This is a genomic window from Azotobacter tropicalis (assembly GCF_059739045.1).
This window is the reverse complement of the sequence record NZ_AP046059.1, coordinates 4,335,163-4,355,656: the sequence shown is the minus strand read 5'-3', so window position 1 is coordinate 4,355,656 and position 20,494 is coordinate 4,335,163. Positions and strand designations below refer to the sequence as shown.

Here is a 20,494-nt window from a genome sequence, read left to right as displayed (position 1 = left end):
CTTCTTCTCCAGCCACCGAGGCCGCTCATGAAAGACCAGCTGCAGCAACTCATCCGCCACATCAGCTCGGGCTGCCTCGCCGAAGAAGAGATCGCACGGATCGCCGACGAGGCGGCGCAGGCCTATGCCGATCCGCAGGCCTTCCTCGCCGCCAACCCGGACATCAACTACGACGACAGCTTTCCCATCCCGCTGGGCGAATGGGTGGTGGTCGGCAGCCTGCCGGAGACGGTGCTGTTCCAGGCGGACAGCTACGAAGAGCTGTTCGGGCAGATCGTCGCCTCGTTCGGCCCTGCGGTGTCCTTCGTGCTCAAGCCCAAGCAGTTGCACAAGGCGGAACCGCTGAAGGCGCTCAACCGCATCCAGGTGCAACTGGGCAGCCTCTATCCGGAGAAGGGCGGCTACGTGCTGATGGATTTCAGCGAGCCGCTGGACGACGAGCTGCAGGCGGTGCTGGTGTACCGCTGCGATCTGGAGGAAACCCTGGCGCTGGCGGCCGCAGCCGGCATCCATGCGGCGCCGGCCTACGAGGCGCTGCGCGCCGAACTGGGCGCCTGAGGAGAGCCAGCCGATGCCTGTCACCCGCCGCCTCGCCCATCCCCTGCTGCTCTGGCGCCTGGCCTTCTTCGCCTGTCTGGCTGTGGTGCTGGCGCTGGCGCTGCTGAAGGACGTCAGCCCGCCGCTGGATACCGGCTGGGACAAAAGCAACCATTTGCTGGCCTTCGGCGTGCTGGCCTTGCTCGGCCACCTGGGCTTTCCCGGCCGGCACGTGCGGGTGCCGTTCGGCCTGTTCCTCTACGGCATCCTCATCGAGGTCCTGCAGGGACTGACCGACTACCGGGTCGCCGACTATCGCGACCTGCTCGCCGACCTGCTGGGCATCGCCCTGGGCAGTCTGGTCGCCGCCGGCTGGCACTGGCACCGGCGCCAGGAACGGCAGCCGGACGCCTGAACGCGCCGAACGTCGGCTTTCTTCCGGCCAAGCCGAACGGCCCTTGCCTTGCCCCCTCGGCCCACTATCATCCTACTTAGCCCCGCCCATGCGGCAGGGCACCCCGGGACGAGCAGTCCAGCCCCGGACAGGCAATCAACGAGAGCAGTAACCGCTTGGTGCCAGGAACGGCCGTAGGCGGAAAGCCGCGGCTTCCAGTCAGCCCGTTCGATAGCCCCGACCCGGAGAATGCGAGAAGACGGATCACGCTGTGCGTGACAGGCTATCCCCCCTGTCCGGCGAGGCAGGGATTTCTCGCGAAGCAAGGATGAACATTATCAGTGCAGTTGGCGCAGGCGGCGTCATTGCGTTGCTGTTCACGACCTCCCTCCCCGCTGCCGAACCGACCTGCCGCGTCATCCGCGTGCAGGACGGCGACAGCCTGACCTGCCTGAGCCCGAGCAAGCAGCGGATCGAGGTCCGCCTGGCCGATCTCGATGCTCCGGAAAGCGCCCAGCCGTACGGGCAGCTGGCCCAGTTGCAGCTGTTCCGGCTGGTCTACAACAAGGAGATCCGCCTGGAGGTCGTCAAGCAGACGCGTTACGGACTCAAGGTCGCCCGCGTCTACCTCGGCGACCTCTACGTCAATGGCGACATGGTCCGGCAGGGCTCGGCCTGGGCCTACGCCGAGGGCGAAGGCGATTCTCGCCTGCCCGCGCTGGAGGCCGAGGCACGCACCCTGCAGCGCGGCCTCTGGGGCTTGCCGCAGGCGGAGATCGTCGCGCCCTGGCAATGGCGCAGCGATCACGGCAGCCGGGTCAGCAGCCGCTGACCCCCGGCCGGCGCAGGAAGGCGGCGACCTGTTCCGCCTCGAAGGGCCAGTCCAGTTCGGCGCCGCTGTCCAGCCGCCGCAGCACGGGGATGCGCAGGCCGTAGCGTTCGGCCTGACGCTCGTCTTCGGCGATGTCGACCAGCTCGACCAGCAGGCCGTTCTCGACGAAGGGCATCAAGAGGCTCTCGGCCTGCTCGCAGAGATGGCAACCAAGGGTTCCGAACAGCTGGCACTCGGGAAGCATGGGCGCCTCCTAACGACAAGAAACTTGAAGTCTACCATGCAACCAAGACACCCTATGGCGGAAGCACAGGCGGTCGGAGGCGCAGCTTGCCTGGCCGCCGCCGGCATCGGCAGCCATTTCCCACCACGTGATGAGGACCATCCAGCATGACTACGGACAGCAGCCAAACCCATTCGCCCTCCTCCGAGCCCCATGCCTACGGCTGGGAGCCGTGCGCGTCGGCCTCGGTGCACCGGCGCAACCTGCAGCGCGCCCAGCAGGCGGTGATCGACGAGTTCCACGCCCTGCTCGACGACACCGAACGCCTGCTGCGCCACGGCGCCGAGGTGAGCGGCGACGAGGCGAACGCCCTGCGGGCGAAGATCGAGAGCAACCTCGACCGCGCCCGCGAGACCCTCAAGGACAGCGAGGAGCGGCTGCGCGGCCAGGGACAGGCGGCCATCCAGGCCACCGAGGCGTATGTCCACAGCCATCCCTGGAAGGCGCTCGGCATCGCCGCCGGGGTCGGCCTGCTGTTCGGCCTGCTGGCTCGCCGCTGAGCGCTAGGGAGTCGTCGCCCATGGATGTCTCGCCACCGCCGTCGTTCGGCGAAGACCGCACGCCGTCCCTGAAACGGTTCGGCGGCGCCCTGCTCGGCCTGCTGCAGAACCACCTGGAGCTGCTCGGCATCGAGCTCCAGGAGGAAAAGAGCTATGCCTTCCGGCTGTTCCTCTTCGCCAGCCTGTGCCTGCTGTTCGGCCTGCTGCTGCTGATCGGCCTGTCGGCGGCCGTGGTCGTCGCCTTCTGGGACAGCCACCGGCTGGCCGCCATCTTCGGCCTGTGCCTCGCCTACGGCCTGGCCCTGCTGTTCTGCATTGCCCGCACCCTGAAGCTGGCGCGGCGCAGCGAGCATCCGTTCCAGGCGACCCTCGAGGAACTGGCGCGCAACCGGGAGCTGCTGCCATGAGTTCGCCTCGCCGTACCGCCCTGCAGATGCGCAAGGAGCTGGTGCGCCTGCGCATGGAGATGCAGCGCCAGCAGATCGACTATCACGCCGAGCCGCTGCGCCACCCGCTGCGCCAGTTCGGCCAGCTGTTCGCCCCCAGCCGCGCCAGGCCGGGTCGGGGCACGCCGCTGGCGGTCGGCGGGGCGCTGCTGCTGACCCTGTTCGGCAAGCGCCTGGGCCGCTTCGGCAAGCTGGCACTGTTCGCCCTGGAGGTCTATCCCCTGGTCAGCGCCGGTCTGCGCCAGTATCGCCAGTCCCGCCCGCCCAAGCCGCCGCAGGCGCCGCAGGCGCCGCCCAAGCCGCAGGCTTGACGGATTCTTCACGCTGCCCAAGGATGGCCGGCAGCCGCGCGGGACACCGTGCGCCTTCGGCCCTTGCGCCGGCTGCCCACTGAACAACGAGGAACGGCTTTGGACTGGCAAACCCTACTGACCCGCGAGCGCCTGGGCAAATCGGTGCACAGCGTCGACGAACTGGGCCGCAGCCCCTTCCACAAGGATCACGACCGCATCATCTTCTCCGGGGCCTTCCGCCGCCTGGGCCGCAAGACCCAGGTACATCCGGTGTCCAGCAACGACCACATCCATACCCGCCTGACCCACTCCCTGGAAGTCAGCTGCGTCGGCCGCTCGCTGGGCATGCGGGTCGGCGAGGTGCTGCGCGACGCACTGCCGGAGTGGTGCGGCCCCGCCGATCTCGGCATGATCGTCCAGTCGGCCTGCCTGGCACACGACATCGGCAATCCGCCGTTCGGCCACTCCGGCGAGGACGCCATTCGCCACTGGTTCCAGCAGGCCGCCGGACGCGGCTGGCTGGACGGGATGAGCGAGGCCGAGCGCGACGATTTCCTGCACTTCGAGGGCAACGCCCAGGGCTTTCGCGTGCTCACCCAGCTGGAATACCACCAGTTCGACGGCGGCACCCGGCTCACCTACGCCACCCTCGGCGCCTACCTCAAATACCCCTGGGCCTCGTGCCATGCGCCGGCCCAGGGCTACAAGAAGCACAAGTTCGGCTGCTACCAGAGCGAACTGCCGCTGCTCGAACAGATCGCCGAGAAGCTTGGCCTGCCGCAGCAGGACGAGCAGCGCTGGGCGCGTCATCCGCTGGTCTACCTGATGGAGGCGGCAGACGACATCTGCTACGCACTGATCGACCTGGAAGACGGCCTGGAAATGGAGCTGCTCGACTACCCCGAAGTCGAGGCCCTGCTGCTCGGCCTGGTCGGCGACGACCTGCCGGAGTCCTACCGCCAGCTCGGCCCGCGCGACTCGCGCCGGCGCAAGCTGGCGATCCTGCGCGGCAAGGCCATCGAGCACCTGACCAACGCCGCGGCGCGGGCCTTCGTCGAACAGCAGACGGCGCTGCTCGCCGGCACCCTGGCCGGCGATCTGGTCGAGCACATGCACGGGCCGTCCAAGGACTGCGTGCTGCAGGCCAAGCGCATCGCCCGCGAGAAGATCTTCCACGACAAGCGCAAGACCCTCCATGAAATCGGCGCCTACACCACCCTGGAGATTCTCCTCGAGGCCTTCTGCGGCGCGGCGCTGGAACAGCACGGCGGGCGGCGGACGTCGTTCAAGAACCGGCGCATCCTCGACCTGCTCGGCAACAACGCTCCGGATCCGCATTGGCCGCTGTACCATGCCTTCCTGCGCATGATCGACTTCATCGCCGGCATGACCGATGGCTATGCCACCGAGATGGCCCGGGAAATGACCGGGCTTTCCCGCCCCGCATAAGCGCCGGCGTCCCGCCGGCCCGGCACGGGGGCACGAAGCTCCCGGCCGCATCGAAGTGACAGAAGGAACGCAGCCGATGCTCCGCTTTTTGCCCTCTCGCCAGCGATGGACGGCCGACCCCAGCTGGGGAGCGGCCGTCGTGGCCACCCTCGGCTGCGCCCTGCCCCTGGTGCTCGGGCTGCTCAGCGGCCACTCCGGATTTCTCTGGGCATCGATCGGCGCCTTCCTGGCCGCCCAGGCCGATCCCCTGCACCGCTTCGGCATGCTGCGCATGCTTCTGCTGACCCTGCTCGGCGCCTGCAGCGCCGGTCTCGGTTTCTGGTCCGCGCCCGGTCCGCTCGAGAGCCTGCTGGTGTTCGCTACCGGCGGCCTGCTGCTCGCCTGGCTGCAGCGTTTCGGCCGCGAGGCCGGCAAGCTGGGTCTCGGCATGCTGGCCTGCCTGTGCCTGGGACAGGGCCAGCAGAGCCTGGGCAGCATGCCCAATCCCTACTCCGTGGCCACCCTGTTCATCCTCGGCGGCCTCTGGGTCACCCTGCTCGCCTTCAGCCTGCGTGGCCTGCACGGCCTGCGCATGTGGCCCTACATGCCGCGCCTGCCCAGCGTGCTGAAGGTGATGCGCCAGCATGCGGCGCGCCTGCCGCACCCGCAGTGGCGTCTGTACGCCCTGGGCTGCAGCCTGGTCTGCGGCCTCGCCGGGCTGATCGTCAACCTGTCCGGACAGCCGCGCGGCTACTGGCTGACCCTGGCGGTGGTCACCAGCCTGCAGATCGACCTGCGAGGCCGCTTGCCGCGCGCCCTGAAGATCGCCCTGACCGCCCTGCTCGCCGCCGGCCTGCTGGTGCTGCTCGGCGAAACCCTGCAGAACCCGGCGCAGATGGTCGCCCTGGTGCTGCCGCTGATCCTGCTCAATCGCGCCTTCCAGGTCGGCCGCTACAGCCTCTACGTGCTGCAGATGACCTTCTGCATCCTGTTCCTGGCCGAGAGCCTGGCGCAGGACTGGCAGTTGGACCGCGAGCGCCTGCTCGGCACGCTGATCGGCGTGATCCTGTCCCTGCTGGTGGCCTTGGCTCTGCACGGCGGGCGCCGGCTGCGCGCCTGGCGCGCCGCGCGCGCAGGCACGGACGTGCTGCCGCGCTGAGTCGCGCGGCGGTCGGTTGCGTGTCGGGCAGCCATCGGCCGCCCCGCTTCGGGCATAATGCGAAACCGATCCTGGAAGCCGCCGGACTTCCCACCCATTTCGCTTCGTTCAGCCCTGAGTCGGAGGGGCATTTTTGATGATTGCAACTTTTCGCCGGCTGGCCATCGCCAGCCTGCTGCTGCCGTTCGCACTGTCGGCGAGCGCAGCCCAGATCAACACCACCTTGCCGAAGAACGTCCAGCAGGCGCTGAGCGCCCACAAGCTCCCCGGCGACGCGCTTTCCCTGGTGGTGCTGCCGCTCACCGGACCGGGCACCCCGACCTACATCAATGCCGACGTGCCGCTGAACCCGGCGTCGACCATGAAGCTGGTGACCACCTATGCCGCCCTCGAACTGCTCGGCCCGACCCACAAGTGGCAGACCCAGTTCTACGCCGACGGCCCGCTGCGCGACGGCGTGCTGGACGGCAACCTGTACCTGAAGGGCGGCGGCGACCCCAAGCTGAACATGGAAAAGCTCTGGCTGCTGATGCGCGACCTGCGTGCCAACGGGGTGCGCGAGGTGCGCGGCGACCTGGTGCTCGACCGCAGCCACTTCGTGAAGCCGCAGTTGCCGGCGTTCAACGACGACGGCGGCGACGGCACCCAGCCCTTCCTGGTCGAGCCCGACTCCCTGCTGATCAACCTCAAGGCGCTGCGCTTCATCGCCCGCGCCGAGCCCGGCAAGGTGCAGGTCAGCGTCGAGCCGCCGATCGCCGGCATGGCCATCGACAATCAGGCGAAGGCGCTGCCGGCCGGCGCCTGCCCGGACTGGCCGGACGTGCGCTACAACCTGGTCCCGCAGGACAAGGGCTACAGCATGGTGGTCACCGGCGCGCTGCCGGCCGGCTGCAGCGCGCAGAGCTACATCGCCCCGCTCGACCACCAGACCTACGCCGCCGGCGCCGTGCGCGCCATCTGGCAGGAACTGGGCGGCAGCATCCGCGGCCAGGACCGCCTCGGCGAGGTGCCCCGGCAGGCCCGCCTGCTGGTCCGCGCCTTCTCGCCGGACGTGGTGGAGGTCATTCGCGACATCAACAAGTTCAGCAACAACACCATGGCCCGCCAGCTGTTCCTCAGCATCGGCCAGCAGTTCCGCAGCGGTACCGACGCCGACGACGCCCAGGCGGCGTACCGGGCGGTCAGCCAGTGGATGGCCCGCAAGGGCATCGACCCGCGGCATCTGGTAATGGAGAACGGCTCCGGCCTGTCGCGGGCCGAGCGGATCAGCGCGCGGGAAATGGCCGAGATGCTCAGGGCCGCCTGGCACAGCCCCTATGCCGCCGAATTCATCGCCTCGATGCCGCTGGTGGCGATGGACGGCACCATGCGCAAGCGTCTGCGCCGCACGCCGCTGGTCGGCGAGGCGCACATCAAGACCGGCACCCTGAACACCGTGCGCGCCATCGCCGGCTTCAGCCGCGACCAGAACGGCAACACCTGGGCGGTGGTCGCCATCCTCAACCACTCGCGGCCCTGGGGCGCCTCGTCGATCCTCGACCAGGTGCTGGTCGACCTGTACCGCCAGCCGAAGCTGTCCGGCACCGCTCAGCGCTGACCCTCCGGGCGGGCCGCTCCCTGGCGGAGCGGCCCGTCGCCCTCAGTCCTGTTTCGCCTGCAGCCGCCAGGCGCGGTGGATCTTCGGGTTGCGGGCGAAGTCCGCATCCAGGGTCTGCGCGCTGATCTCCTCCACCGCGTAGCGCTGCTCCAGGCCCGGATCGAGCTGGAACTTGCGGAAATTGTTGGAGAAGTACAGCACCCCGCCCTTCGCCAGCCGTGCCATGGCCAGGTCGAGCAGGCGCACCTGATCGCGCTGCACGTCGAACACCCCCTCCATGCGCTTGGAGTTGGAGAAGGTCGGCGGGTCGATGAAGATCAGTTCGTACTCGCCGCGCTCGGCCTCCAGCCACTCCATCACGTCGGCCTGCTCCAGCCGGTGCCTCTCGGAAAAGCCGTTCAGCGCCAGGTTGCGCCGCGCCCAGTCCAGGTAGGTCTTCGACAGATCGACGCTGGTGGTGCTGCGCGCGCCGCCTTTCGCCGCGTGCACGGTGGCGGTCGCGGTGTAGCAGAACAGGTTGAGGAAACGCTTGCCGGCCGCCTCCTTCTGAAGGCGCAGGCGCAGCGGCCGGTGATCGAGGAACAGGCCGGTGTCGAGATAATCGGTGAGGTTGACCAGCAGCCTCGCGCCGCCCTCGCTCACCTCCATGAAACGGCCCTGCTGGTCCTGGCGCTCGTACTGCTTCTTGCCGGCCTGGCGCTCGCGGCGCTTGATCACCACCCGCGCCGGGTCGATGTCCAGCGCCTGGGGGATCGCCGCCAGGGCGTCGAGCAGGCGCGCCTGGGCCTTGTCCGGGTCGATCGAGCGCGGCGGCGCGTACTCCTGCACATGCACCCAGTCGCGGTACAGATCGACCGCCAGGGCGTATTCCGGCATGTCGGCGTCGTACAGCCGGTAGCACTCGATGCCCTCGCGGCGCGCCCACTTGCCGAGGCTCTTGAGGTTCTTCTGCAGGCGGTTGGCGAACATCTGCCCGCCTTCGGACAGCCGCGCCGGTGCGGCACGCACCGCCGGCGGGCGCTCCACCAGCTGGCCGCCGATCATCCGCGCCTCGCTCGGCGCCGGCTCGTTGCGGCCGGTGACGAACTGCTCGGGCTGCACCTTGAACAGCAGCAGCTTGCAGGGCAGCGCGCCGTTCCACAGGGCGTACTGCTTGTGGCTGCGGATGCCCATGCGCTTGCCCAGCTCCGGCGCGCCGGTGAACACCGCCGCCTCCCAGCCCTCGCAGCGGCTGCGCAGGCGCTCGCCGAGATGCTGGTAGAGATAGAGCAGGCTGGCCGGATCGCCGAGGCGCTCGCCATAGGGCGGGTTGCAGACCACCAAGCCGCTCTGGCCGCGGTCCGGGTGTGGTTCGAAGGTGGCCAGCTCGCCCTGGTAGACCCGCACCCAGCCGTCCAGCCCGGCGCGCTCGATGTTGTTGCGCGCCGGCTGGATCAGCCGCGGGTCGGCCTCGTAGCCGCGAATCCACAGGGGCGGCCGGGCGAGCCCGGCGGCAGCGCGCGCCTCGGCCTCGGCATGCAGCTTCTTCCACAGCGCCGGGACGTGCCCCAGCCAGTTGCCGAAGCCCCAGCGCTCGCGCCTGAGGTTGGGCGCGATATCGGCGGCCATCATCCCCGCCTCGACCAGGAAGGTGCCGACCCCGCACATCGGGTCGGCCAGCGCCCCGCCCTCGGCGGCGATGCGCGGCCAGCCGGCGCGGATCAGGATCGCCGCAGCGAGGTTTTCCTTGAGCGGCGCGGCGCCCTGCTGCAGGCGGTAGCCGCGCTGGTGCAGGCTGTGCCCGGAGAGGTCCAGGGACAGCACCGCCTCGCCCCTGTCCAGGCGCAGGTGGACGCGCAGGTCCGGGTTGAGCTTGTCCACCGAGGGGCGCTGGCCGCTGTGCCGGCGCAACTGGTCGACGATGGCGTCCTTGACCTTGAGAGCGCCGAAATGGCTGTTGTCGATGCCCGAGCCGTGGCCACTGAACTCCACCGCCAGGCTGCCGGTCGGCAGCAGGTGATCCTGCCAGTCGACCGCCTGCACGCCCTGGTACAGCTCCTCGGGATTGCCCACCGGGAAGCGCCCGAGCACCAGCAGCACGCGGTTGGCCAGGCGCGACCAGAGGCACAGCCGATAGGCGGTTTCCAGCTCGCCCCGGCCCTGCACCGCGGCGACCTGCTCGCGGACCTCGGCCAGGCCCAGGCCGGCCGCCTCCTCGGCGAGCAGGCCTTCGAGGCTCTTCGGGCAGGTGAGAACGAGTTCGTAACGGTCCGACATGGGAATCTTCCAGTGCCTCAGGCAGTTAGCGCGTGCCCACTGGCACGCCTTTTGATAATGACAGACCCATCGCGTGACCCTTCGTCGCATGCTCGGGAAAGCGATACGGCCTCCGCAGGCGGCGCATCCGCACCGTCCGGCTCGAAAGGCCTCTGGCTCAGCGGTTTCGTGCCGGATCGGCGGCAATCTTTCGTGAATTCTTATCGCCCGAGCAGCAAATAAGTTTCGCTCTTATGACAAAACGATCATTCACAGGCCAGAACTCATTGGATAGAAATCAACCAAGTCCTCCGCTGCAACGGCGGGGGAAGGAACCGCCACGCCGGCAGCGGTTTCGTCGGCAGCCAAGGCTGCCCGGTCTCGCCATGAGGCCAATGGGACATAACAGTCAACAGTGAGGGCAACACCCTATGAGAAGACTCAAGCGTGATCCGTTGGAACGGGCTTTTCTGCGCGGCTATCAGAACGGCATTCATGGCAAATCCCGCGAACTCTGTCCCTTCACTCACCCGTCGACCCGACAGGCCTGGCTCAACGGCTGGCGCGAGGGCCGCGGCGACAACTGGGACGGCCTCACCGGCACCGCGGGCATCCACCGCCTGAACCAACTGCGTGCCGTAAGCTGATCGGAGGGATCACGGCATTCTCATCCTGGACGCCCGCGGCGGGCGCCAGGCCTCAAGACCACAGGGCTCCTTCGGGAGCCCTTTCTCATCGTGCCCTCAGCTACCCGGCCGAACGGCCCTGTTGCGCGGCGATGGCTTCCACCGCCTCGCGGATCAGCGCCGGCCCCTTGTAGATGAAGCCAGTATAGATCTGCACCAGACTGGCCCCGGCGGCGATCTTCTCCGCCGCATGGCGGCCCTCGGTGATGCCGCCGACCGCGATGATCGGCAGTCGCCCGCCCAGCTCCCCGGCCAGCACCCGCACCGTATGGGTGCTCTTCTCGCGCACCGGCGCACCGGACAGCCCGCCCGCCTCGCCGGCATGCGCCAGGCCTTCGACGCCCTCGCGGCCGAGGGTGGTGTTGGTGGCGATCACCGCGTCCATGCCGGTGTCGAGCAGCGCCCGGGCGACCTGCCGGGTTTCCTCGTCGCTCATGTCCGGGGCGATCTTGATCGCCAGCGGCACGCGCCGGCCGTGGCGACCGGCCAGTTCCTCCTGGCGCTGGCGCAGGGCCTCGAGCAGTTGGCGGAGCGAGTCGCCGAACTGCAGGCTGCGCAGGCCGGGGGTGTTCGGCGAGCTGACGTTGACCGTCACATAGCTGGCATGCGGGTAGACCTTGTCCAGGCAGATCAGGTAGTCGTCCACCGCCCGCTCCACCGGGGTGTCGAAGTTCTTGCCGATGTTGATGCCGAGCACGCCGCTGTAACGCGCGGCCTGGACCTGCGCCAGCAGGTGGTCGACGCCCTGGTTGTTGAAGCCCATGCGGTTGATGATCGCCTCGGCTTCCGGCAGGCGGAACAGCCGCGGCTTGGGATTGCCCGGCTGCGGCCGCGGCGTCACGGTGCCGATCTCGATGAAGCCGAAGCCCAGCTGGGCGAGGCCGTCGATGGCGTCGCCATTCTTGTCCAGCCCGGCGGCGAGGCCGACCGGGTTGGGGAAGTCCAGGCCCATCACCCGCACCGGCAGGCTCGCCGGCTGGCGGCACAAAAGACCGTTGAGAGTCAGCCGGCCACCAGCCCGAGCAGGTCGATGGACAGTTCGTGGGCGGTCTCCGGGGACAGTTTGAACAGCAGCTGGCGGGCCAGGTTGTACATGGGCAGGCTTGACTCGGCGATTGGCGTGGGGCGGCGATTATAGCCGCGCCGCACGCTTCCGGGGCCTGTCCGATCGACGCGCCGGGAGGTTTTCGGCCTCAGGCAAGACCGGGCACCGGCGCCTCCGGCGCGATCAGCTTCTCGCGCTTGAGGGTTTCCCAGAACTCCTCGGGGATGGCGATCCGCATCGACTGCACGTTGGCCTGCACCTGCTCGGGCGTGCGCGCGCCGGGAATGATGGCCGAGACCAGCGGGTGGGCGGCGGCGAACTGCAGGGCGGCGGTGCGCAGGTCGATGCCGTGCCGCTCGGCGATCGCCACGATCCGCGCGCGCTTCTCCGGCGCCCAGGCCGGAACGCTACCGGCATAGAGGTAGCGGTCGCGCCCGGCCAGGTAGCCGGCGAGCAGCGGCGCGCCCACCACCACCGAGACGCCGCGCCGGGCCAGTTGCGGGAAGGTCTTGTCGAGCGCCTCCTGGTGATCGAGCAGCGAGTACTGGCAGGCCAGCAGGAAGATGTCCGGATCGCCGGCCTCCAGCGCCCGCAGCGCCGGCGCGGGATGGTTGACGCCGAAGCCCCAGGCCTTGATCAGTCCCTCCTCGCGCATCCGGGTCAGCTCGGGAATCGCGCCCTTGGCCGCCTGCTCGAAGTATTCGCCCCAGCGTTCGCCCATGTCCCGGTTGTCGGGCGACAGGTCGTGGATGAAGGCGATGTCGATCTGCGAAACGCCCAGCCGCTGCAGGCTGTCCTCGATCGACCGGCGCACGCCTGCGGCGCTGTAGTCGTAGCGGTAGGTGAAGGGCGAAGGCTCCTTCCACATGGTCTTCGGCAGGCTGTCGCTCGCGCTCAGCAGGCGCCCCACCTTGGTCGACAGCACGTACTCCTCGCGCTTGAGGTTGTGCAGGAAATGCCCGAAGCGGCGCTCGCTGAGGCCCAGTCCGTACCAGGGCGAGGTGTCGAAATAGCGGGCGCCGGCGGCGAAGGCGGCCTGCAGCGTGGCCTGGCACTGCTCGTCGCTGGCCGGCGCGAAGCCGTTGCCGATGGCCACGCCGCCCAGGCCGATGCGCGAGAACGGACGGAAATTGCCGCCGGCGATCGGCGCGTTGGTCGGGACCGGTCCGCTGCCCGGTTTGCCCCTGGTCGGCAGCAGCGAGCCACTTTCCTGTGCCTGCACGAACAGCGGCGCGGTGGCCAGTACGGCGGCGCCGGCGGCAGCGACAGAGAGAAGTTGGCGTCGTGTGGTCATGCAGATTCTCCTTCGGCGGATGAATGATCGATATGGAAATCGCATGGGTTTCCGACAGCGAATCCGGGAAAAATTCGCCGGCGCCGTCTCCTTCGAGCAACGGAGCGGTTGCAGAAGCCGTCTCGGACGCTCAGGGTAGGCACCTGCCCAGTCATCTGCCACACTGCCCGACCCAGCCCGTCAATGGACCGCCCGAGCATGTCTTTCCTGCCGCCAAACCTCGTCGCACTCGCCCAGCGCCTGGGGTTCGGCAGGCGTACGCCGCGTCAGCTGCTCGGCAAGGCCCGCGCGCTGCGCTTGCCCTTCCAGCCGCTGCCGCCGCTGCAGGAAAGCATCTGGTGGCAGGCCGACCCGCCCCTGCACCGGCTGGTCGAGCTGCCGCGCGACGCCCTTTCCGGGCCGGTCCAGGAGGACAAGGCGGCCGCCCGCACGGTGCTGATGGGGCTGGTCGAACAGGAGCAGTGCAGCCTGGACGGCCTTGACCTGCGCCAGGTCGACGGGCTGGTCGGCAAGGACCCGCAGGCCGCGCAGTACGATAGCCTCGTCCCCTACAGCGCGACCCCCGAATGCCGCGCCGTGCGGATCATCAGCTACAAGGATTTCGTGCGTACCCTCGCTCAGGCCGTGGCCGGCTTTCCCGAGGCCGGCCGCCTGCAGCTGCGCCAGGCCGCCTGGCGCGGCGAGCGGCTGTTCTGGGCCGGCGAGCCGCAGCAGTTGGCGGCCTTCGCCGCGGCCGTGGCCTATGCCCGGCGGCGTGGCCTGGAGGTCGTGCTGCCTGCCGAGCTGACCCGTTACCGGCTGAGCGAACGCGGCCTGGCCGGCCTGCGCCGCCGCTACCACGTGCTCGCCATGCCGGCGCAGGCCTGGAGCGATCCGGCCTTCATGGGCCTGCTGCTCGACCAGGGCATGCCCTATGCCCGGCTCGCCCTGCTGCGCCGCAGCGGCGCCCCCGAATTCCTCCTGCTACCCCGCCGCCATCCGGCGGCCAACGCCCTCGGCGAAGGGCTCTACCAGGCCGGCGCACCGGACGTGACCGGCTTTCTCGCCGGGCTGCTGCCGGCTGCGGACAACGCGCCCGGCTGAGCCCGCCGCCACCGCCCCAAGGAGATGTCCATGAAGGAACTGTCCCTGTCCCGTCGGTTATCCCCGGCCCTGCTGGCCCTGGGCCTGCCCGCCGCCATGGCAGCCGAGCCACCGCTCTACGGCCCCGAACTGGAAGGGTTCGACTATCCCCACCCGGTCCAGCATTTCGCCTTCGAATCCCAGGGCCAGTCGCTGAAGATGGCCTACATGGACGTGCAGCCGGCCGAGCCCAACGGCCACACCCTGGTCCTGCTGCACGGCAAGAACTTCTGCGCGGCGACCTGGGAAGGCAGCATCGCTGCCCTGACCAAGGCCGGTTATCGGGTGGTGGCGCCGGACCAGATCGGTTTTTGCAAGTCCAGCAAGCCGGAACACTACCAGTACAGTTTCCAGCAGCTGGCGGCCAACACCCGGGCGCTGCTGGAATCCCTCGGCCTGACGCGCTACAGCGTCATGGGCCACTCCATGGGCGGCATGCTCGCCACCCGCTTCGCCCTGCTCTATCCCAAACAACTGGAACGCCTGATCCTGGTCAACCCCATCGGCCTGGAGGACTGGAAGGCGGTCGGCGTGCCCTACCGCACGGTGGACCAGTGGTACGCCCGCGAACTCGAGACCAACGCCGAGGGCATCCGCAACTACCAGCTCAGCACCTACTACGCCGGCCAGTGGCGCCCCGAGTTCGACCGCTGGGTGGAGATGCAGGCCGGCCTGTTCCGGGGGCCGGGCAAGCAGCGCGTGGCATGGAACTCGGCGCTGACCTACGACATGATCTACACCCAGCCGGTGTACTACGAGTTCGAGCAGTTGAAGGTGCCGACCCTGCTGCTGATCGGCGAGAAGGACAACACCGCGATCGGCAAGGACGCGGTGGCGCCCGAGCTGCGCCCGCTGCTCGGCGACTACCGACGGCTGTCCTGGGAGGCGGCCAAGCGCATTCCCGGTGCCAGCCTGCAGACCTTCCCCGACCTCGGTCACTCCCCGCAGATCCAGGCGCCCGAGCAGTTCCACGAGGTCCTGCTGCAGCAACTGGCCAAGCCGCTCGAGTGACGAACTGCGCCAGAGGCCGCCGCTCCGGCGGCCCGGCATGGCCCTGCCGCGAGAAGCGCCCGCCGCTTCGGAGCGGACAGTAGTTTCCTGCGATTTGGTCAAACCTTTTTTCAGTCTCTCGGTCGTAACTATGCCCGCCCGGGGTTAAAGTGGCGGGGTGCGGGAACCGCTCGCGACAGGAGTCGTCCGGCCGCAACCGAAGTCCGCAGTTGTCAGGAGACGGACTGTGCTCGACAAGGAGAGTTTGCAATGGTCAGAAAATGGCGTCAGACCGGCCTGCCATTCGGAGTCAAGCCGGCCAGCCGTATCATGGATGCCCCCATCCCGGCAGATAACGGAGCTCCCCGGGAAACCGCCACCCTCGCCAAGCTGTGCGGCCTGGTGGTCGACCTGATCCGCGGCAAGCGGGTCTGGATGAGCGCCGAGGAGCGGGAAGCACTGTCCCCGATGATCGATCTGGGCTATCTGCAGTGCGACAACGACTTCCAGGAGTCCTCCACCCACGTTCTCTGTCACTGCTCGCATCCGACGCTTTTCGAGTTTTATTTCTTCTACCGCTGGCTGCCCGAACACGGTCAGCGCTTCCGCCCCCGCCGGGAACCCACCAGCCAGCCCCGCTGAGCCGCCACTGGCGGCCCCGCGCCAGCGGGGCCATTCCTCAGGCCCCGCGCGCGCCGCTCTGCGCCAGATCCGCCAGCTCGCGATTGACCACCGCGAACATCGCATAGTCCGTGCCGCCGGCCGCACGCAGCTCGGCCAGGGCCGCCCGCCAGCGCTCGACCGCCGGCTGGTTCTGCTCCAGCCAGAGCGCCACCCGCGCCGCGACGTCCTCCGGACCGCCGACCATCTGCAGCAGGGCGATGGTGAGGGCGCGCTGCTGCCAGTCCATGTCGTCGCGGAAAGCCTCCCGGGCCAGCGCCTGCCACTGGTTATCGACCGGCAGGTTGGTGATCTGCTGCAGATACCAGGGCAGCTCCAGGGCGCCGCCGACGGCGAAGTGCGCGACCGCCACCACCGCCGGCTCGCGCCCGGTGACATCGGCCGCCTCGAGGATCGGCAACAGGGTGTAAAGGTAGCCGGTGCCGGCAACCAGCCGCGCCAGCAGCTCCGGCACGCCGGCCTCGGCATAGGCGCGGTAGCGCAGCTGCCACTGCTTGTGGGTGCTGCCCTCGAGCAGTTCGTCGAGCTTGAGACCCAGGGCGGCGACCTGCGGGCCGAAATGCGCCACGTCGCGGGCGGCGTCCAGCTCGCCACGGCGGTTGCGCAGGAACCAGCGGGTGGCGCGCCGGCCCAGGCGGGTCAGCTCGTCCATCAGGGTCAGCTGCAGCTCGGCGGGGACCTGATGGTCGAGCGTCTCGATCTGCCGGAACCAGTGCGGCAGATGGAAGATGTCGCGAACGATCACATAGGCCTCGGCCACCGCCGCGGCGTCCATGCCGGTGGCTTCCTTGAGGCGCTGCACGAAGGTGATGCCCATGTGGTTGACCAGATCGTTGGCGATCTGCGTGGCGACGATCTCCCGGCGCAGCCGGTGGCCGCGCATCAGCCTGCCGAAACGCTCCGCCAGCACGGCCGGAAAGGCGCTCTCCATGTCGCGGATCAGGTAGTCGTCGTCCGGCACCGAGGAGTCCAGCAGCGATTCCTTGAGATCGATCTTGCTGTAGGAGATCAGCACCGCCAGCTCCGGGCGGGTCAGGCTGGTGCCGCTGGCGAGGCGCTCGGCGAGCTGCTCGTCGGAGGGCAGGAACTCCAGGGCCCGATCCAGCCGCCCGGCGTGCTCCAGGGCGTCGATCAGCCGGCGGTACTCGCCCGGATGCAGGCGCGCGCGGCGCTCGGCCAGGGACAGCGCCTGGGTCTGCTTGTAGATGTTGTTCAGCACCAGCTGGGCCACCGCATCGGTCATCTCGTGAAGCAGCCGGTCGCGCTGCTTGCCGGTCATGTCGCCGGCGGCGAGCACCTTGCCGAGCAGGATCTTGATGTTCACCTCGTGGTCGGAACAGTCGACCCCGCCGGCGTTGTCGATGAAGTCGGTGTTGCCGGCGCCGCCGTGCAGGCAGTACTCGACGCGGCCGAGCTGGCTCATGCCGAGGTTGCCGCCCTCGCCCACCACCTTGGCGCGCAGTTCGTTGCCGTTGATCCGCACCGCGTCATTGGCCTTGTCGCCGATGTCCGCATGGCTTTCCTGGCTGGACTTCACGTAGGTGCCGATGCCGCCGTTCCACAACAAATCCACCGGCGCCCTGAGCAGGGCGCTGATCAGCTCGGCGGGGGTCAGCCGCTCGGCGGAGATCGCAAAGCGCTCGCGCATCTGCGGGCTGATCCGGATGCTCTTGGCGCTGCGCGGGAACACTCCACCGCCGGCCGAGATCAATGCCGGATCGTAGTCGGCCCAAGACGAGCGCGGCAGCTCGAACAGCCGGCGCCGCTCGGCGAAGCTCCGCGCCGGGTCCGGGTCGGGATCGACGAACACATGGCGGTGATCGAAGGCCGCCAGCAGGCGCACGCTCTGCGACTGCAACAGGCCGTTGCCGAACACGTCGCCGGACATGTCGCCGATGCCGATCACGCTGATCGGGTCCTGCTGCACGTCGATGCCGCGTTCGCGGAAGTGGCGCTGCACGGCGACCCAGCCGCCGCGGGCGGTGATGCCCATCTTCTTGTGGTCGTAGCCACTGGAGCCGCCGGAAGCGAAGGCGTCGCCCAGCCAGAAGCCGTAGTCGGCGGCGATGCCGTTGGCGATGTCGGAGAAGCTCGCCGTGCCCTTGTCGGCGGCCACCACCAGGTAGGGATCGTCGCCGTCGTAGCGCAGCACGCTGGCCGGCGGCACCACCTCGTCCTCCTTGAGGTTGTCGGTGACGTCGAGCAGGGCCGAGACGAAGATCCGGTAGCAGGCGATCGCCTCGGCCTGGATCTCGTCGCGGCTGCCGCCGACCGGCAGGCGCCGCGGCACGAAGCCGCCCTTGGCGCCGACCGGCACGATCACCGCGTTCTTCACCTGCTGGGCCTTGACCAGACCGAGCACCTCGGTACGGTAGTCCTCCTCGCGGTCGGACCAGCGCAGGCCGCCGCGCGCCACCTTGCCGCCGCGCAGGTGGACGCCCTCGACTCGCGGCGAGTAGACGAAGATCTCGAAGCGCGGCACCGGCCGCGGCAGCTCGGAAAGCGCCCGCGGGTCGAGCTTGAGGCTGAAGTGGCCCTTGGCCCGGCCGCTGGCGTCCGGCTGGTAGAGATTGGTGCGCAGGGTGGCCTTGATCAGCTCCAGGTAGCGCCGCAGGATGCGGTCCTCGTTGAGCACCTCGACCTTGTCCAGGGCGCCGAGGATGGCCTGCTCCAGGCGCTGCTGCTTGTCCTCCAGGTCCTCGCCGGCGATGCGCCGCGCCAGATAGAAGCGGGTACGGAACAGGCGCACCAGCTCGCGGGCGATGTCGCTGTGGTTGAACAGGGTGGCGGCGACATAGCCGAGGTCGAAGCCCAGGCGGATCTGCTTGAGGTAGCGGGCGTAGGCGCGCAGCAGGGCGACCTCGCGCCAGGGCATGGCGGCCTTCAGCACCAGGCGGTTGAAGGCGTCGTTCTCGGCGTCGCCGCGGACGATGTGGATGAAGGCGTCCTGTAGGGTGTCGTTGAGCTGCTGCAGATCCACTTCCTCCACCCCGCCGGCATAGGTGAAGGAGAAGTCGTGGATCCAGAACTCGCGGCCGTCGCGGCGGCGCAGCTGGAAGGGGAATTCGCCGAGCACGCGCAGGCCGAGGTTCTCGAGGATCGGCAGGACGTCGGACAGCGGCAGCGGGGTGTCCGGATGGTAGATCTTGCCGTGCAGCTGCTGGTCGCCCTGACGCAGCGGCTGGTAGAAGCTCATCACCAGCGGACGGTCGTCGCCCAGGGTTAGCAGGTGCTGCATGTCGACCACCGCCGAGTGGGGCGCGAAGCGCTCCCGGTAGCCGGCCGGAAAACCCTGCGGAAAGTCGGCCAACAGACCGGTGCCCTGGGCCTCGCCGAAGCTCTCCACCATCAGGCTGGCATAGTCGTCCCGCCAGGAGCGGCAGGCACGGATCATCTCCTGCTCCAGACGGTGGGGGTCGAAATCGACCCGCATCCTCGGGTCGACGCGCAGAATGAACTGCACCCGGGCCAGAATGGACTCGGAGAAATACACCCAGAACTCGCAGTCGCTGGCCTTCAGGCGCTCCATCAGGAGCTGCTGCATCTTCTCGCGGATCTCCGTGGAATAGACGTCGCGCGGCACGTAGGCCAGGCCGTAGACGAAGCGCCCGTAGGGGTCCTTGCGCAGGAACAGGCGCAGGCGGTTGCGCTCCTGGATCTGCACGATGCTGATCGCGGTGTGCAGCAGCTCGTCGAGCGGCGTCTGGAACAGGTCGTCGCGCGGCAGCACCTCGAGCACCTGGCTGAATTCGCGGGCCAGATGCCCGGCGCTGTCGAAGCCGGCGCGCTGCTCGATCTGCGCGGCCTTGCGGCGGATGTAGGGGATGTGGCGGACGCTCTCGTTGTACACCGAGGCGGTGTACAGGCCCATGAAGCGGTATTCGCGGACCACCCGGCCGGCCTCGTCCAGCTCGCGCAGGGAGACGTAGTTGGGATAGGCCGGGCGGTGCACCCGCGACGGCTGCGAGGCCTTGGCGAAGGACAGCAGCAGCGGCTCGCGCAGATAGTGCAGGGCCTCCGGCTCGATGTGCAGCCAGGCCGGGTCCAGGCCGGTGCGTAGGCGCTTGCTCAGCCCGAGCAGGGAGCGCTCGTCGTAGACGATGCGCCCGCCGCCCTCCGGGCTGTCGGCCACGCTGAACTCCTCGTAGCCGAGGAAGGTGAAATGGTCCTCCACCAGCCAGCGCAGGAACACCTTGATCTCCGCCAGCTCCTCGGCCTCCACCGGCAAGGGCGCCCGCTCCAGCCAGTCGAGCAGTGCCCGCACGCAGGAGGTCATCGGCTCGAAGTCGGCGACCGCCAGACGCACCTCGCCGAACACCTCCTGCAGGGCCTGCTCCAGCGCGCGCTGCTCGCCGAGGCTGGCGCAGCGGTCGATCTCCGCGGAGATCAGCGCCTCCTGCTGCAGGCCCTCGCCGCGGCTGCTGCGGGGCAGGATCTCCAGCAGCTCGCCGGCGGCGTTGCGACGCACCGAGAACACCCCGCCCTGCAGGCTGTGGATGCCGTGGCCGTGGCGGCTCAGCTCCAGGCGCAGCGAATCGACCAGGAAGGGCATGTCCGGATGCAGCACCTCGACCACGCTGTGGCTGGACAGCCAGCCATGCTTCTCGTAGTCGGGATTGAAGACCTTGACTTCCGGTCGCGCCGGATCGAAGCGCTCGAGCAGGTGCCAGGCCGACAGGGTGTAACCGGCCAGATCGGACAGACGCCGCTCGGTCAGCTCCTCGATGCCGACCATGGCGAAGAACTCCTCGGCGAACAGCATCACCTGCGGCAGCAAGCGCTCATCCAGATGAGCGCCCAGTGCCGCCTGCAACTGCAGCAGAAAGTCGGCCTTGCTGTCGGCCATGAAGAACGCCATGGTTATGCTCCGAAAATGCCCCTGGATGTAGCATAGGCGGCCCCCGGCCCGTCCATGCCTGCCCCACGCCTGGGCACGGCCCGGACTGCCTGTCGCGACGCGCTCGCGACAGAC

The 20,494-nt window shown here is 68.9% G+C and carries 17 protein-coding genes and 1 pseudogene; 13 read left to right on the top strand and 5 right to left on the bottom strand.

What is annotated here, in order from left to right:
* The first annotated feature begins 27 nt into the window (after nucleotides 1-27).
* From Atro_RS20630 to Atro_RS20620, 3 genes are all read left to right on the top strand, one after another.
* Complete coding sequence (locus Atro_RS20630; protein ID WP_497925403.1) at nucleotides 28-558, top strand: hypothetical protein; 531 nt, start codon at nucleotides 28-30, stop codon at nucleotides 556-558.
* 13 nt (nucleotides 559-571) lie between these two features.
* Nucleotides 572-952, top strand: a complete 381-nt coding sequence (locus Atro_RS20625) for a VanZ family protein (RefSeq protein ID WP_497925401.1) — start codon at nucleotides 572-574, stop codon at nucleotides 950-952.
* 349 nt (nucleotides 953-1,301) lie between these two features.
* Nucleotides 1,302-1,763, top strand: a complete 462-nt coding sequence (locus tag Atro_RS20620) for a thermonuclease family protein (RefSeq protein WP_497925399.1) — start codon at nucleotides 1,302-1,304, stop codon at nucleotides 1,761-1,763.
* Here the strand turns inward: Atro_RS20620 and Atro_RS20615 are convergent.
* Nucleotides 1,750-2,007 (bottom strand): glutaredoxin family protein, encoded by a 258-nt coding sequence (locus tag Atro_RS20615; protein ID WP_497925397.1) that lies wholly within the window; start codon nucleotides 2,005-2,007, stop codon nucleotides 1,750-1,752. The genes Atro_RS20620 and Atro_RS20615 overlap by 14 nt on opposite strands.
* 146 nt (nucleotides 2,008-2,153) lie before the next feature.
* Here Atro_RS20615 and Atro_RS20610 point away from each other — a divergent pair, with 146 nt between their 5' ends.
* The 6 genes from Atro_RS20610 (at nucleotide 2,154) to dacB (ending at nucleotide 7,469) form a co-directional block, all read left to right on the top strand.
* A complete protein-coding gene (locus tag Atro_RS20610; protein WP_497925395.1) occupies nucleotides 2,154-2,546 on the top strand; it encodes an ElaB/YgaM/YqjD family protein in 393 nt (130 codons plus the stop codon).
* Nucleotides 2,547-2,566: 20 nt separating this feature from the next.
* Complete coding sequence (locus Atro_RS20605; protein ID WP_497925393.1) at nucleotides 2,567-2,953, top strand: phage holin family protein; 387 nt, start codon at nucleotides 2,567-2,569, stop codon at nucleotides 2,951-2,953.
* Complete coding sequence (locus Atro_RS20600; RefSeq protein ID WP_497925389.1) at nucleotides 2,950-3,303, top strand: hypothetical protein; 354 nt, start codon at nucleotides 2,950-2,952, stop codon at nucleotides 3,301-3,303. The genes Atro_RS20605 and Atro_RS20600 overlap by 4 nt, the downstream gene beginning before the upstream one ends.
* A 99-nt stretch (nucleotides 3,304-3,402) precedes the next feature.
* Entirely contained in the window at nucleotides 3,403-4,734 is a 1,332-nt protein-coding gene (locus Atro_RS20595) for a deoxyguanosinetriphosphate triphosphohydrolase (RefSeq protein ID WP_497925386.1), read from the top strand.
* 76 nt (nucleotides 4,735-4,810) lie between these two features.
* Nucleotides 4,811-5,872, top strand: a complete 1,062-nt coding sequence (locus Atro_RS20590) for an FUSC family protein (RefSeq protein ID WP_497925384.1) — start codon at nucleotides 4,811-4,813, stop codon at nucleotides 5,870-5,872.
* Nucleotides 5,873-6,008: 136 nt separating this feature from the next.
* Nucleotides 6,009-7,469 (top strand): D-alanyl-D-alanine carboxypeptidase/D-alanyl-D-alanine endopeptidase, encoded by a 1,461-nt coding sequence (dacB, locus tag Atro_RS20585; protein ID WP_497925379.1) that lies wholly within the window; start codon nucleotides 6,009-6,011, stop codon nucleotides 7,467-7,469.
* Between the two features lie 42 nt (nucleotides 7,470-7,511).
* On the opposite strand, the gene rlmKL is transcribed toward dacB, so the two are convergent.
* A complete protein-coding gene (rlmKL, locus tag Atro_RS20580; protein ID WP_497925377.1) occupies nucleotides 7,512-9,725 on the bottom strand; it encodes a bifunctional 23S rRNA (guanine(2069)-N(7))-methyltransferase RlmK/23S rRNA (guanine(2445)-N(2))-methyltransferase RlmL in 2,214 nt (737 codons plus the stop codon).
* 410 nt (nucleotides 9,726-10,135) lie between these two features.
* Here rlmKL and rmf point away from each other — a divergent pair, with 410 nt between their 5' ends.
* A complete protein-coding gene (rmf, locus tag Atro_RS20575) occupies nucleotides 10,136-10,351 on the top strand; it encodes a ribosome modulation factor (RefSeq protein ID WP_089168634.1) in 216 nt (71 codons plus the stop codon).
* 100 nt (nucleotides 10,352-10,451) lie between these two features.
* Here rmf and Atro_RS20570 read toward each other — a convergent pair.
* Together Atro_RS20570 and Atro_RS20565 are read right to left on the bottom strand one after the other, a co-directional pair.
* Nucleotides 10,452-11,485 (bottom strand): annotated as a pseudogene (locus Atro_RS20570) (quinone-dependent dihydroorotate dehydrogenase).
* Between the two features lie 98 nt (nucleotides 11,486-11,583).
* Nucleotides 11,584-12,729: an aldo/keto reductase gene (locus tag Atro_RS20565; RefSeq protein ID WP_497925372.1), complete on the bottom strand. Its 1,146-nt coding sequence runs from the start codon at nucleotides 12,727-12,729 to the stop codon at nucleotides 11,584-11,586.
* 198 nt (nucleotides 12,730-12,927) lie between these two features.
* Here Atro_RS20565 and Atro_RS20560 point away from each other — a divergent pair, with 198 nt between their 5' ends.
* The 3 genes from Atro_RS20560 (at nucleotide 12,928) to Atro_RS20550 (ending at nucleotide 15,483) form a co-directional block, all read left to right on the top strand.
* A complete protein-coding gene (locus Atro_RS20560; RefSeq protein ID WP_497925369.1) occupies nucleotides 12,928-13,812 on the top strand; it encodes a DUF6685 family protein in 885 nt (294 codons plus the stop codon).
* Nucleotides 13,813-13,836: 24 nt separating this feature from the next.
* Nucleotides 13,837-14,862, top strand: coding sequence for an alpha/beta fold hydrolase (locus Atro_RS20555; protein WP_497925367.1), 1,026 nt, complete (start codon nucleotides 13,837-13,839; stop codon nucleotides 14,860-14,862).
* A gap of 249 nt (nucleotides 14,863-15,111) precedes the next feature.
* A complete protein-coding gene (locus Atro_RS20550) occupies nucleotides 15,112-15,483 on the top strand; it encodes a hypothetical protein (RefSeq protein ID WP_497925362.1) in 372 nt (123 codons plus the stop codon).
* 37 nt (nucleotides 15,484-15,520) lie between these two features.
* Here the strand turns inward: Atro_RS20550 and Atro_RS20545 are convergent, their stop codons facing one another.
* On the bottom strand, nucleotides 15,521-20,380 hold the full coding sequence (locus tag Atro_RS20545; protein WP_497925359.1) for an NAD-glutamate dehydrogenase: 4,860 nt from the start codon (nucleotides 20,378-20,380) through the stop codon (nucleotides 15,521-15,523).
* Between the last annotated feature and the right edge of the window lie 114 nt (nucleotides 20,381-20,494).

What these genes read in the sequence shown, in the direction of transcription:
- Atro_RS20590 (WP_497925384.1), top strand. Translation starts at nt 4,811, where the DNA reads ATGCTCCGCTTTTTGCCCTCTCGCCAGCGATGGACGGCCGACCCCAGC.
- Atro_RS20625 (WP_497925401.1), top strand. Translation starts at nt 572, where the DNA reads ATGCCTGTCACCCGCCGCCTCGCCCATCCCCTGCTGCTCTGGCGCCTG.
- Atro_RS20550 (WP_497925362.1), top strand. Translation starts at nt 15,112, where the DNA reads ATGGTCAGAAAATGGCGTCAGACCGGCCTGCCATTCGGAGTCAAGCCG.
- dacB (WP_497925379.1), top strand. Translation starts at nt 6,009, where the DNA reads ATGATTGCAACTTTTCGCCGGCTGGCCATCGCCAGCCTGCTGCTGCCG.
- rlmKL (WP_497925377.1), bottom strand. Translation starts at nt 9,725, where the DNA reads ATGTCGGACCGTTACGAACTCGTTCTCACCTGCCCGAAGAGCCTCGAA.
- rmf (WP_089168634.1), top strand. Translation starts at nt 10,136, where the DNA reads ATGAGAAGACTCAAGCGTGATCCGTTGGAACGGGCTTTTCTGCGCGGC.
- Atro_RS20630 (WP_497925403.1), top strand. Translation starts at nt 28, where the DNA reads ATGAAAGACCAGCTGCAGCAACTCATCCGCCACATCAGCTCGGGCTGC.
- Atro_RS20605 (WP_497925393.1), top strand. Translation starts at nt 2,567, where the DNA reads ATGGATGTCTCGCCACCGCCGTCGTTCGGCGAAGACCGCACGCCGTCC.
- Atro_RS20610 (WP_497925395.1), top strand. Translation starts at nt 2,154, where the DNA reads ATGACTACGGACAGCAGCCAAACCCATTCGCCCTCCTCCGAGCCCCAT.
- Atro_RS20615 (WP_497925397.1), bottom strand. Translation starts at nt 2,007, where the DNA reads ATGCTTCCCGAGTGCCAGCTGTTCGGAACCCTTGGTTGCCATCTCTGC.
- Atro_RS20565 (WP_497925372.1), bottom strand. Translation starts at nt 12,729, where the DNA reads ATGACCACACGACGCCAACTTCTCTCTGTCGCTGCCGCCGGCGCCGCC.
- Atro_RS20555 (WP_497925367.1), top strand. Translation starts at nt 13,837, where the DNA reads ATGTCCATGAAGGAACTGTCCCTGTCCCGTCGGTTATCCCCGGCCCTG.
- Atro_RS20600 (WP_497925389.1), top strand. Translation starts at nt 2,950, where the DNA reads ATGAGTTCGCCTCGCCGTACCGCCCTGCAGATGCGCAAGGAGCTGGTG.
- Atro_RS20560 (WP_497925369.1), top strand. Translation starts at nt 12,928, where the DNA reads ATGTCTTTCCTGCCGCCAAACCTCGTCGCACTCGCCCAGCGCCTGGGG.
- Atro_RS20545 (WP_497925359.1), bottom strand. Translation starts at nt 20,380, where the DNA reads ATGGCGTTCTTCATGGCCGACAGCAAGGCCGACTTTCTGCTGCAGTTG.